Consider the following 12441-nt stretch of genomic DNA (forward strand, 5'->3'; position numbering starts at 1 on the left):
TAGAAAGGAGTTACTCATGTATCCAAAGATAAAGGTTAGAAAAGCTGTCAATGCTTTCTTTTCCTATACATTTGTAACTGCGATTATGCTAAATTCACGTTCGGTATGGATGCACTTAAATCACACGGGTGGTAAGTTTTCAGAATGCATGTTATTGCTTTTGGTGGGGTCACTTTTTGGTTATCTCTTGACCAAAGGGCAGCTTAATTATAACTATCTGGGCATTACGATGATGATCATTTTAATTGTCACAGGTTATATTGGATTTTGGTTAGTCATCACAAACTATAAGCTGGTATCTGGTAGCAAGTTTATCCTAGCGACGGCTACGATTTTGTCTTATTACTATCTTAGTGATGTCAAGGAGAGAAGAGAAGTCTTATTGCGTTATCGCAATGTTGTCCTTTTTGTGGCGACTTTGTCCATGATTTGCTGGTTACTTTTTTCAATGTTGAAACTTGGTAGCCCGACTTCACATGTCTTTTCGACTTGGACCAATACGGGGGATCCAAAACCTGTTGCCAGTTATTATGGCATTTATTTTGAGTCTCAGATACTCCATGGCTTTGTCAGAAATACCGCGATTTTCACAGAAGCTCCGATGGCTTCTTTGCAGTTTACGATTGGTTTTTTGATTGAGTTTCTAGTCAGTGAGAAGGTACATCCTTTGAATCGGATTTTATTTACCTTAGCGATTTTGAGCACTACCTCAACAACTGGTATCTTGTTGGTTCTCTTCTTTTGGCTTTATACCATCATTTCAGCCAAGAATTATGGGACAATCATTGCTTTGATTAAGGTAACCATTGTTCCAGTTGCTTTGATTGCTGCAGTGATTATTGCCAACGTAATGCTGACAGCCAAGATGGGTGAGAGTTCTGGTTCCATCCGAACAGATGATTTTATCGTTGGTATGAAAGCTTGGTCACATAAGCCTTTGTTGGGCAATGGTTTTAACAATTCAGATGCCATAAAAGCCTTCATGGGAGGCTGGCGAAGTTATAATACTGGCTTTAGTAATTCCATTACACAATTATTAGCCCAAGGTGGCTTGTGCATGTTTCTACTATATATGTTACCGATTTTCAGTAATTTTAAAAATTTCTTGCGTAATCGTAAATATCGCGTGTTCTTAATCGGATTTCTCTACCTATTTACCTTTACCATGTTTACTTACCAGTATATTTTGATTTTGCTGATAGCTTTTTTAAGCGACCGTGCTTATGAAAGTCCAGATCTTAGTGTTGATAAATTGAAAGAATAGGAGGTAGTCGTGGACACTAACGTTGATATTGTCCTGCTCTGGGTGGATGGCAATGACCCCGCCTGGCAGGAAGAAAAAAATCACTATTTGCCAGAAGAAAAGAAATACAAAGCAGCGACCAGTGATGCTCGTTTTCGAGATTGGGAAAACCTTCAGTATTTTTTCAGAGGTGTTGAAAAAAATATGCCCTGGGTCAATAAGATTCACTTTGTGACGTGGGGCCATTTGCCAAAATGGTTAAATACCGAGCATCCTAAATTACACATCGTTAAACACACCGACTTTATCCCGAAAGAATACTTGCCAACCTTTAACTCACACACTATTGAGTTGAACATGCACCGTATTCCAGGATTAGCCGAGCATTTTATCGAATTTAACGATGATATGTTTATTATCTCGAAGACGACAAAAGAAGATTATTTTGAAAAAGGTTTGCCAAAAGACATTGCTGCGCTGACACCTTATATCGTGAGACCTGATGGCATTGCGCCCATTGTCATGAATAACCTTGAGATTATTAATAAATACTTCTCGGTCAAAGATATCAGAAAGAACAAGAAGTGGTTTTCACCAAAATATGGGAAATACTTGCTTAGAACTTTGCTCTTTTCACGAGGAGCAGCCATCAATGGCATTTACGAACCGCATAATTCGCTATCTTTGATGAAATCAACTTTTGAAGAGCTTTGGGAAAAAGAGGGAGACGTCTTGGATGCTACTTGTCGTAGTAAATTCCGTGAAAAACACAATGTTAATCCATGGTTGCTGCGGGATTGGCAGTTGATGACTGGACGTTTTATTCCTAAAAAAACAGGTTCAACCAGTTACAATACCCTTCCAAGGGACCTTAATAAGATTATTGAGGTATTACAACATCCTAAAAAAGTTAAATGTATCTGCATCAACGATAGTGTGCGCATTACTGACTTTGACCAAATGAAGGCAAAAGTCAATCAAGCTTTTGAAGAGCTTTTCCCAGAAAAGTCAAACTTTGAAAAATAAATCAAAAAGTGTGATAGAAATCGATTATTATCGATAATCTATCACATTTTTTAGCTATACTGCATAAAAATTTTGTTTGGAAATAAGGATAAAATCATGAGAAAAATGGTTATAAAAGTTAGTAATAACTATTAAAAATAGACGATTACAAAGAAAAGACAATTTTACAAAAATGTAAACAAAACGTAACGGTTATTTTAAGTGAAGTATTTCTGAGAAAATAAAACGCTAACAAATAACTTTTTTATGAAAGGTAAACGATTTTTATTGTAAAGTTTCAGATTTTTTTGAAATTGCAATACTTCATATAAAGTGTTAAAATAAGAACGTTAACAAATTATTTAGGAAGCGAAGATTTATTAAAATGCCGACTTACTCACATCATCATGGTAGTCACCATGGTCACCATCACAGTAGTCATCATAAGCACCATAAGAGCTCACGGCGGCGCTCTAGGTTTGCTGATTTGAAGATTGTGAATGCGGCGCTTTTAGTCTTGTATGCTGTGCTTGCTGGTCTTGCCACTTATATGATGTATGCTCATCATATCTTGGCCTTTAGACATCTTAACGTTGTTTATACTATTATATTAGTAGCTATTTTTGCTTTGTGTTTAACATTGAGTATTCTTAAAAAGAGCAGAGTGCTAACAACAGTCCTTTTGGTTGTCTTTTCAATCATTGCTGCAGTTTCCCTCTTTGCCTTTAAGTCTTTGGTTGATGTGGCACATAATATGAATGAGACAGCTTCTTACTCAGAAATTGAGATGAGTGTGGTTGTTCCAAGTAATAGCTCAGTTAATGATGTATCTGACCTCACAAGTGTTCAAGCACCGACAGATGCTGACGGTAGCAATATCAATGAACTGTTATCTCACATTAAGTCAGAAAAAGGAGTAGACTTAGCGACAGAAAAAGTTGATTCTTATCAAGCTGCTTATGAGAACTTAGTTAATGGCTCAAGCAAGGCTATGGTCTTTAACAGTGCTTATTCAAGCTTGCTTGAAATGTCTTACGAGAATTTCCAATCAAATCTTAAGACCATCTATTCTTATAAGATTAAGACAAGTATCAAAGACGAAGTCAAAGCACATGATTCAAATGTCTTTAACATTTACATCAGTGGTATTGATACCTACGGTTCAATTTCAACGGTCTCACGTTCAGATGTCAACCTAATCTTAACAGTCAATATGAATACTCATAAGATCTTGATGACGGAAACGCCTCGAGATGCTTATGTTAAGATTCCAGATGGCGGTGCTGATCAATACGATAAATTAACCCATGCTGGTATTTACGGTGTTGAAACCTCAGAAAAGACCCTTGAAAATCTTTATGGAATTAACATTGATTACTATGCACGACTTAACTTTGATTCATTCTTGAAGTTAATTAATGCGTTAGGTGGTATTACGGTTTACAATAGTCAAGCCTTTACAAGCCTTCATGGTAATTATGAATTTCCAGTTGGAAACGTAACACTTGACTCAGATAAAGCTCTTGGTTTTGTTCGTGAACGTTATAGCCTCGAACATGGTGATTATGACCGCGGTAATAATCAAATGAAAGTCATTCAAGCAATCTTAGATAAGATGACTTCGTTGAAATCCGTTTCTAATTACTCAACGATTATTTCAAATGTACAAGATTCAATCCAGACAGATATGAAACTTGATACAATGATGAAATTAGTCAACAGTCAATTGGATTCAGGTAAGAAATTCACTGTTACATCACAAGAAGTAACAGGTACAGGTTCTACTGGTGAGTTGACTTCGTATGCGATGTCATCATCAAGTCTTTATATGATTAAGCTAGATGATGCTAGTGTGGCAAAGGCTTCTCAAGCCATTAAAGATGTTATGGAAGGAAAGTAAGTTAGATGATTGATATTCATTCGCATATCGTTTTTGACGTGGATGATGGACCATCTACTATTGAAGAAAGTTTAGATCTTATTGGTGAAAGTTATCGCCAAGGAGTGCGAACGATTGTTTCAACATCACACAGAAGACGAGATTTATTTAAGACATCAGAAGAAAAAATCTACGAGAACTTTAAACAGGTCAAAGAAGCAGCGGAGGCTAAGTTTGACGACTTAACTATCCTATATGGTGGAGAACTCTACTATAATAATAAGCTTCTTGATAAATTGAAAGACAACAAAGTTCCTCGTATGAATGATACACAGTTTGCTTTGATTGAGTTTAGTATGGCAACACCATGGAAAGACATTCATGAGGCAGTCAATAAAGTTCTCATGCTTGGTGTGACACCAATCATCGCACATATCGAACGTTACAATGCTCTTGAAAATCACGAAGAGCGTGTGCGTGAGTTGATTAACATGGGATGTTACACACAGATTAATAGCGAACATGTCTTAAAATCAAGACTTTTCGGAGATAAGGTTCGAAGATTTAAAAAACGAGCTCATTATTTCTTAGAAAAGAATTTAGTTCACATTGTGTCGAGTGATATGCATAATCTAGATAAACGCCCGCCGTATATGGATCAAGCGCGTGAGATTATCGAAGAGTTATATGGCAGTAGTCGTGCTTATAATCTCTTTGAAGGAAATGCAAAAACTTTATTAGAAAATAAATATTTATAGGAGTTTATATGAATACAAATGACAACGCAAGTATCGAAATTGATGTTTTGTACTTGTTAAGAAAGTTATGGAGTAAAAAATTCTTCATCGTTTTTGTTGGCCTTTTAGTTGGGACAATTGCTTTACTAGGTAGTGTTTTCTTCATTAAACCAAAATACACTTCAACAACACGCATCTATGTGGTTAGCCGAAGTAGCGATACGGCAAATTTAACTAACCAAGATCTTCAAGCCGGAGCTTACTTGGTTAACGACTACAAAGAAGTCATCACATCAAGTGAAGTTTTATCATCAGTTATTAACCAAGAAAAGCTTTCTATGTCTTCTGGTGCACTTTCTAAAGAAATTACTGTAACTATTCCAACAGATACACGTGTGATTTCTATCTCAGTTACTGATACAGATGCCCAAAGAGCTTGTGATATTGCAAATACTGTTCGTGAAGTTGCTGCTGAAAAGATTAAAGCTGTTACAAAAGTTGATGATGTGACAACCCTTGAATCTGCAACGAAAGCAAGCCACCCTTCATCACCAAATGTTAAGGAAAATGCTGCTATCGGTGCAGTAGCTGGGGTGTTCTTAGCCGTTGTCGGTATCTTGGTTGCGGAAGTTCTCGATGATCGTGTGCGTCGTCCAGAAGATATCGAAGAAGTCCTTGGTATGACCCTTCTTGGTGTGGTACCAGATGTCGATAAATTATAAGGAAAGGAATTGTATAACTCATGCCACAATTAGAATTAGTTAGAGCTAAAGCTCAAATGATTAAATCATTGGAAGAATACTACAATTCTATCCGTACCAATATCCAATTTAGCGGTCGTAATCTTAAAGTAATTACATTAACTTCTGCTCAACCGGGTGAAGGAAAATCTACTACAGCGACAAACTTGGCCGTTTCTTTTGCTAAAGCAGGTTTTCGTACGCTTTTGATTGATGCTGATACGCGTAATTCTGTCATGTCTGGTACTTTTAAATCAAAAGAACGTTATGATGGATTGACAAGCTACCTATCAGGTAATGCGGAATTGTCAGATGTCATTTGTGATACAACGGTTGATAATCTCATGGTGATTCCAGCAGGACAAGTTCCACCAAATCCAACATCACTTATCCAAAATGATAATTATGATAAGATGATTGAAACAGTTCGTGGGCTTTACGATTACGTCATCATCGATACACCACCACTTGGTCGTGTGGTAGATGCGGCTATTATCGCCCACAGCTCTGATGCCAGTCTTTTAGTTACAAAACCAGGTGTTGATAAACGCCGTACCATTACCAAACTGAAAGAACAGCTCGAACAAAGTGGTTCAGTATTCCTAGGTGTTATTTTTAACCGCTTTGACTTTAAAGCTGATAAATATGGTTATGGCTATGGCTATGGTTACGGTTATGGAAAATACGGTAAGGATGAAAAAGACAAATCAGATAAATCTAGCCGTAAAAAAGCAAAAAAATAAGCTATATATGTAAAGATTGAAAGGGATAGGGAGAATGTATAGCGAAGATTCGAAAAAGAAAGTTTATTATCTTCTATCTGACATTGTAGCGCTATTAGTAGCTTATAAGATTTTGGCCAGTTTTTATCCCTATCACTTTTTTGGGAGTAATTTCTTTGGCATTATCTTTGTAGCTCTTCTGGCCTTTATCAGTGTCATGAATGATGAGTATTCAAATGTTTTAAATAGAGGTTATTTTCAAGAGTTTAAAGCTTCAATTATCTATGGTACTAGAACGGTTGTTCTGTTATCTTTGGTTCTGATTTTAGGAAAATTTAGATTCATCCATGATATTGCAAGTATGTCATATTATTTCTTGGTGTATCTTTTCCTTATTGTGACGGCTTTAGTATTTCTAGGAAGAGTTTTCGTCAAGAGATGTCTTAAGCCTAAGAAATCAGATTCTAAGAAAATTCTTTTGGTAACAGATTTTAGTGACGAAGATAAACTTGAAGAAGTACTTCAAAGTAACAACTATCAGGTTCTAGCTTATGTTAGTCACAATAAGCGTAGCGATTTGGAGTACCCAGTTATCTGGGAACTTGATGAGATTCGCGATTTTGTGGCTAATCATCAGGTTGATGAGATTTTTATCAATACTAATTATCAGAGTGATTTTAGAGAAATTGGTCGTTATATCAGATTACTTGGTATTCCAACGACTATTAAAGCAGGTAATCTTTCTGATTATTATGTTTCAGATAGTGTTGTTAAAAAACTTGGTGATTTGACCTTTGTTACAACAGCGGTCAATATTGTCAAATGCCGTCAGTTGATGCTTAAACGTTTACTTGATATTGTAGGAGCTTTAGTTGGCATTGCCTTAACAGGAGTTGCAGCTATTATCATCGCTCCGATTGTCAAAAAAGAATCACCTGGTCCCTTAATCTTTAAGCAAAAAAGGGTCGGTAAGAACGGTAAAGTTTTTGAGATTTACAAGTTCCGTAGCATGTATACAGATGCTGAGGAACGTAAAAAAGAATTATTAGCGGAGAATGATTTGGATACTAATTTGATGTTCAAGATGGAAGATGACCCTCGAATCTTTCCATTTGGGCATAAGCTTCGCGATTGGTCTATTGATGAATTACCACAATTTATCAATGTTCTAAAAGGAGATATGTCTCTTGTCGGGACACGTCCACCAACGCTTGATGAATACCATCATTATGAATTGCATCATTTCAAACGATTAACCACAAAGCCTGGTATTACAGGACTTTGGCAGGTTAGTGGTCGTAGTGATATCACTGATTTTGAAGAAGTTGTCGCACTTGATATGAAGTACATTCAAGATTGGAGCTTTAGCGAAGATATCAAAATCCTCGCAAAAACAGTTAAAGTAGTATTGAAGAGAGAGGGGAGCAGATAAAATCTGCAACTCTCTTTTTGTTTAGTTTAGGAGAAAAAATGAAAATTTGTTTAGTAGGGTCATCTGGAGGGCATTTAGCACATTTAAATATGCTAAAACCATTCTGGAAGGATGAAGAACGTTTTTGGGTAACCTTTGATAAAGAGGATGCAAGAAGCATCTTAAAAGACGAAAAAATGTATTCTTGTCACTTTCCTACAAATCGAAACTTAAAAAATTTAATTAAAAATACTTTTCTAGCTATTAAAGTATTAAAAAAAGAAAAGCCTGATGTGATTATTTCATCTGGAGCTGCTGTTGCTGTACCATTCTTTTACATTGGTAAGCTATTTGGAGCTAAGACAGTTTATATTGAGGTTTTTGACAGAATCGATAAATCAACTGTCACAGGTAAATTAGTATACCCTGTAACCGATAAATTTATCGTGCAGTGGGAAGAAATGAAAAAAGTTTATCCAAAGGCTATTAATTTAGGGAGTATATTTTAATGATTTTTGTTACTGTTGGTACACACGAACAACCTTTTAATAGATTGATAAAGGAAGTAGATCGTTTGGTTGAAACAGGTGTTATAAAAGATGACGTTTTTATTCAAACGGGCTATTCTACCTACGAACCCAAGTTTTGTAAATGGTCAAGTTTGATTAGCTTTGACAAGATGAATGGACTGATGGAGACATCAGATATCATTATTACGCATGGTGGGCCAGCTACATTTATGAGCGCTATTGCAAATGGCAAAAAGCCAATTGTTGTTCCAAGACAAGAAAAATATGGTGAACACGTTAATGATCACCAAGTTGATTTTTCTAAACAAGTGAAAGAACGATATAATAGTATTGAAGTTGTTGAAGAAATATCAGAACTTAAAGATTATTTAAATCAAGATTTAAAGATTGATGACAGTAGTTCATCAAATAATAAACAATTCAATAAAAAACTTCGTGAAGAAGTAGAAAGTTTTTTTAAGGAGAGTTGATGAAAAAGGTTGGAATACATTATATGCATGTTTTATTTGGGTAAAAGAACGACCAGATTTTATCATAACGACGGGAACAATGGTTGCGTATCCATTTTATATATTGTCAATTGTGTTTCGAAAAAAATTTGTTTTTATTGAAACTTTTGGACGTGCTAATATGCCAACAGTTGCTGGAAAAAGAATGGAAAAACACTCTGATTTATTTATAGTTCAATTGGAAACACAAAAAACATTATAAAAAGGCTATCTATGGTGGCTGTTTGTATTGAGGTGATGTGAAAAATGATTTTTGTAACGGTAGGATCAAGGAATTATCCTTTTAATAGACTATTTAAAAAAATAGATGAATTATATGATAATGGTATTTTAACTGAACCAATGTTTGCGCAAATTGGGACATCTACGTATATTCCTAAAAATTTTGAGTATCAGGATTTTATTTCAACTGATGAATTTGTAAAAAAAGTTTCAGAAGCTGATATAGTCGTGACACACGGTGCCTCTGGTTCGATTATGAAAGCGTTGAATGCTGGAAAAAAAGTAATTGCTGTTACTAGATTGGAAAAATACGGAGAACACATCAATGATCATCAAATTCAAAATAATGAGGCATTTAGTAGTAATGGTTACGTATTAATGCCATATTTAGAATTAAAGAACCTTGGTGATTGTTTTAAAAAGATTTTTGATAGAACAGATAATTTAATCCCATGGGAAAACAAAGATCCGATGGCGATTATTAATATGATTGATGATGTTATAAAGGAAAATTGGTAATCATGTCGATGGAAAATTCAAAAAAATTTAAAATATTGACAATTACGACTTCTGGGCTAAAGAAAAGAGAAGGAATTTCAACCATTATTCTGGATTATTATTCGTACTTTGATAAAAAAAAGTACCAATTAGATTTGGTTGCTTCAGGTGAATATGATTCTAGCTATGTCCATGAATTTGAAAAAAAAGAGATTAATATTAAAAAACTTCCTTCAAGAAAGAAGAACTTGCTTAAATATATTTATAAGCTTGCTAAACTCATGAAAGAAGAACGATATGATGCCCTTTATATTCATGGGAGTAGTGCTATCATGTCTATAGAATTATATCTTGCTAAAATACTAGGGTGTAGTGTTCGAGTTGTTCACTCTCATAATACTACATGCGATCATAAGAGGTTAGATAAGATATTACGACCAGTGTTTTACAAAGGGTATACGAAAGCGTTAGCTTGTGGTGAAAGTGCTGGCCGGTGGTTGTTTGAAAAACATGATTTTGAAGTGATAAAGAACGGTCGAGATATTAGTAAGTATGAATACAATGAACAAAAGCGTGTGAAATGTCGAAAGAAACTTAATCTAGATGATTCGACGTTAGCAATTGGTCATGTTGGGAATTTTAATACTCAAAAAAATCAGGAATTTTTACTTCGAGTGTTAAAAGAATTGATAAAAGAAAATAAAAAAGTTAAGATGTACCTAATGGGAGATGGCGATATGAGAAAGTACATAGAGGTTTTATCTAAAAAATTAGGATTATCAGATTATATTTGTTTTACAGGATCAATTTCAAATGTTCCAGAAATGTTACAGGCTATGGATATGATGCTTTTACCCTCTAAGCATGAAGGATTGCCTCTGGTAGTTATTGAGTGGCAAATAGCAGGTTTACCATGTATTATTTCAGATGTTGTAACAAGAGAATGCGCTTACATGGATTATGTTTATTTTCTTTCACTTGACAAGGAAAGTGATTGGAAAAATAAAATTATAGAAGTTGGACGAAGGGATAGAAAAGAAAGTGATTCTTTAATATATACAAATACTCAGAAGAATGGTTATGACTTACAGAAAAACATAGACATTTTACAAAAATGTTTTTTAAAAGATTTTTAGGAGGCCGTAAGTGTCATTTGTTGAAAGTATTCGATTAAACTTTAGAAACAAAATATATATTCCATTAACCTGTAAAAGGCGAGGAAAAAAATTAAAAAATAAAAATTTTACAATTATCTCTAATAATTGTTGGGGTGGAACAGTTTATGAAGCCTATAATTTACCTAAAGGATCACCTACGGTTGGTTTGTTCTTTATGGCAAAAGATTATATTGAATTTTTATCTGACTTAAAAGGTTATTTAGAAGGGAGCCTTACTTTTATTAAACCTGAAGAGTCACGATGGAAAGATTATGTTGAAGTTGGTGGTGATGAGCGTTTTGGTACTTATCCAATAGGTTTATTATCAAATGGCAAAAAAAATGTTGAGGTTTTTTTCTTACATTATCATGATGAAAAAGAAGCTTATGATAAGTGGACAAGACGTATTGGAAGAATCAATTGGGAGAGACTTTTGGTTAAGTTTAATGATCAAAATGGTTGCACAGAAACTGAAGTAGAGAAGTTTATGTCATTGCCGTTTAAAAACAAGTTATTCTTTACCTGTAAACACTGGCCGGATAAAGCTAAAGAACAAATAGTGATTAAGCAGTTTCCTAAGCATAATTTTATACTGGCTTCGTATGAGCCGTTTGGGAAAAGTAAATATATAGATATAACAGAGGTCTTGAACTCTTTATGATGAGATGACAACTGAAGAAAATTATATTTGAAGATAACAGTCATTGTTTATGATGGTAGTATTACTAAATATGAGTAAAAATAGAAATTATTGAAAGAGTTATTAGTTATTTTTATTTTAAGTTATGAAAGGATTGTGCGTTACTAATTATCAAGTGGCGGAATAGTTATTATGATACCAAAAGTCATTCATTATTGTTGGTTTGGAGGAAATAAACATACTTCTGAAATGGAGAAATGTATCAAGTCATGGAAGAAGTATTGCCCTGATTATGAAATAATGGAGTGGAATGAATCTAATTTTGATGTTACCTCTCATCCATTTATTAAGGCTGCATATGATGCTAAAGCCTGGGCGTTTGTTTCTGATTATGCTAGACTTAAAATTATTTACGAACATGGTGGCATTTATTTAGATACTGATGTAGAGTTGATACAAAATTTAGATAGTTTACTGAACAGTGAAGCTTACATTGGAGTCCAGGCGCATGCCATGCTATGTAACACCGGTCTTGGTTTTGGGGCAGAAAAGCAAAATGTAGTCATAAAAAAAATGTTAGAAAAATATGATGAGGTAGTGTTTGATAACGATAAAAAGAATTTGCTTTCGTGTCCTTTTTTGAACACAGAGGTTGTTCAAAAACTTGGATATAAGAAGATTGATTCTATCCAAGTTTTAAATCATATTACTGTTTATCCACCCAAGTATTTTGATCCGTATCCAAGTGGGGGCGGAGTTGGAGCCTTGTTGTGTGATGAAACAATTTCTATACATCATTATTCAGCTTCTTGGGGTAATAAAAAAAGTAGGGTAAAACGAAAGATTGTAAAATTGATTGGACCAAAGGTTTCTTTCAGATTAAAAGCTGTTAGGAATAAATTTTTTAGACATAATTCCTAATGTAATTAGTGGAGAATAAATAATGATTTATATAATACAAGGTGGTAGAGCTGGTAATCAGTTGTTCAATTATGCATTTGCTAAAAAAGTAAAAGAACTATATGATGATGAAGAATTATGCTTTGTTTTAAGTGCAATAAAAAATAAAGCTGATTCGGAATCTAATGGAGATTTTTGGGAGGATTCGTTGAAATACTTTAATGCTGATTCTTATACGGTGAGTTATG

At 34.4% G+C, this 12441-nt stretch carries 13 protein-coding genes and 1 pseudogene; all 14 read left to right on the forward strand.

The window, feature by feature from the left end; all coding sequences use genetic code 11:
* The first annotated feature begins 16 nt into the window (after nt 1–16).
* The gene (locus E0E02_RS01715; protein WP_133017671.1) at nt 17–1264 is read left to right on the forward strand and encodes a hypothetical protein; all 1248 of its coding nucleotides are present in this window, start codon (nt 17–19) and stop codon (nt 1262–1264) included.
* Between the two features lie 9 nt (nt 1265–1273).
* Nucleotides 1274–2269 carry a Stealth CR1 domain-containing protein gene (locus tag E0E02_RS01720; protein ID WP_133017672.1) on the forward strand — a complete coding sequence of 332 codons (996 nt, stop codon included), beginning with the start codon at nt 1274–1276 and terminating at the stop codon, nt 2267–2269.
* A 364-nt stretch (nt 2270–2633) separates the two neighbouring features.
* Nucleotides 2634–4148 carry an LCP family protein gene (locus tag E0E02_RS01725; RefSeq protein WP_133017673.1) on the forward strand — a complete coding sequence of 505 codons (1515 nt, stop codon included), beginning with the start codon at nt 2634–2636 and terminating at the stop codon, nt 4146–4148.
* Between the two features lie 5 nt (nt 4149–4153).
* Nucleotides 4154–4885: a capsular polysaccharide biosynthesis protein Cps4B gene (cps4B, locus tag E0E02_RS01730; RefSeq protein WP_133017674.1), complete on the forward strand. Its 732-nt coding sequence runs from the start codon at nt 4154–4156 to the stop codon at nt 4883–4885.
* 8 nt (nt 4886–4893) lie between these two features.
* Entirely contained in the window at nt 4894–5586 is a 693-nt protein-coding gene (locus E0E02_RS01735; protein ID WP_133017675.1) for a Wzz/FepE/Etk N-terminal domain-containing protein, read from the forward strand.
* A gap of 20 nt (nt 5587–5606) precedes the next feature.
* Nucleotides 5607–6347, forward strand: a complete 741-nt coding sequence (locus E0E02_RS01740) for a tyrosine-protein kinase (protein WP_133017676.1) — start codon at nt 5607–5609, stop codon at nt 6345–6347.
* Between the two features lie 34 nt (nt 6348–6381).
* Nucleotides 6382–7758: a sugar transferase gene (locus E0E02_RS01745; RefSeq protein ID WP_133017677.1), complete on the forward strand. Its 1377-nt coding sequence runs from the start codon at nt 6382–6384 to the stop codon at nt 7756–7758.
* Nucleotides 7759–7796: 38 nt separating this feature from the next.
* Nucleotides 7797–8246 carry a PssD/Cps14F family polysaccharide biosynthesis glycosyltransferase gene (gene pssD / locus E0E02_RS01750; protein WP_074566059.1) on the forward strand — a complete coding sequence of 150 codons (450 nt, stop codon included), beginning with the start codon at nt 7797–7799 and terminating at the stop codon, nt 8244–8246.
* On the forward strand, nt 8246–8737 hold the full coding sequence (locus E0E02_RS01755) for a glycosyltransferase (RefSeq protein ID WP_133017678.1): 492 nt from the start codon (nt 8246–8248) through the stop codon (nt 8735–8737). Before pssD ends, E0E02_RS01755 begins: the two co-directional genes overlap by 1 nt.
* 285 nt (nt 8738–9022) lie before the next feature.
* Nucleotides 9023–9517, forward strand: coding sequence for a glycosyltransferase (locus E0E02_RS01765; protein WP_133017679.1), 495 nt, complete (start codon nt 9023–9025; stop codon nt 9515–9517).
* Nucleotides 9518–9525: 8 nt separating this feature from the next.
* Entirely contained in the window at nt 9526–10632 is a 1107-nt protein-coding gene (locus E0E02_RS01770; RefSeq protein WP_133017680.1) for a glycosyltransferase family 1 protein, read from the forward strand.
* A gap of 10 nt (nt 10633–10642) precedes the next feature.
* A complete protein-coding gene (locus tag E0E02_RS01775; protein WP_133017681.1) occupies nt 10643–11314 on the forward strand; it encodes a DUF1919 domain-containing protein in 672 nt (223 codons plus the stop codon).
* A gap of 171 nt (nt 11315–11485) precedes the next feature.
* Nucleotides 11486–12214: a glycosyltransferase gene (locus tag E0E02_RS01780; RefSeq protein ID WP_133017682.1), complete on the forward strand. Its 729-nt coding sequence runs from the start codon at nt 11486–11488 to the stop codon at nt 12212–12214.
* A 22-nt stretch (nt 12215–12236) separates the two neighbouring features.
* A pseudogene (locus E0E02_RS01785) lies at nt 12237–12441 on the forward strand (hypothetical protein); the annotation flags it as partial.

It is taken from the genome of Streptococcus sp. KCJ4932 (assembly GCF_004352745.1).
Classification (GTDB): Bacteria; Bacillota; Bacilli; order Lactobacillales; family Streptococcaceae; genus Streptococcus; species Streptococcus ruminicola.

What these genes read in the sequence shown, in the direction of transcription:
- E0E02_RS01715 (WP_133017671.1), top strand. Translation starts at nt 17, where the DNA reads ATGTATCCAAAGATAAAGGTTAGAAAAGCTGTCAATGCTTTCTTTTCC.
- E0E02_RS01725 (WP_133017673.1), top strand. Translation starts at nt 2,634, where the DNA reads ATGCCGACTTACTCACATCATCATGGTAGTCACCATGGTCACCATCAC.
- cps4B (WP_133017674.1), top strand. Translation starts at nt 4,154, where the DNA reads ATGATTGATATTCATTCGCATATCGTTTTTGACGTGGATGATGGACCA.
- E0E02_RS01735 (WP_133017675.1), top strand. Translation starts at nt 4,894, where the DNA reads ATGAATACAAATGACAACGCAAGTATCGAAATTGATGTTTTGTACTTG.
- E0E02_RS01740 (WP_133017676.1), top strand. Translation starts at nt 5,607, where the DNA reads ATGCCACAATTAGAATTAGTTAGAGCTAAAGCTCAAATGATTAAATCA.
- E0E02_RS01745 (WP_133017677.1), top strand. Translation starts at nt 6,382, where the DNA reads ATGTATAGCGAAGATTCGAAAAAGAAAGTTTATTATCTTCTATCTGAC.
- pssD (WP_074566059.1), top strand. Translation starts at nt 7,797, where the DNA reads ATGAAAATTTGTTTAGTAGGGTCATCTGGAGGGCATTTAGCACATTTA.
- E0E02_RS01755 (WP_133017678.1), top strand. Translation starts at nt 8,246, where the DNA reads ATGATTTTTGTTACTGTTGGTACACACGAACAACCTTTTAATAGATTG.
- E0E02_RS01765 (WP_133017679.1), top strand. Translation starts at nt 9,023, where the DNA reads ATGATTTTTGTAACGGTAGGATCAAGGAATTATCCTTTTAATAGACTA.
- E0E02_RS01770 (WP_133017680.1), top strand. Translation starts at nt 9,526, where the DNA reads ATGGAAAATTCAAAAAAATTTAAAATATTGACAATTACGACTTCTGGG.
- E0E02_RS01780 (WP_133017682.1), top strand. Translation starts at nt 11,486, where the DNA reads ATGATACCAAAAGTCATTCATTATTGTTGGTTTGGAGGAAATAAACAT.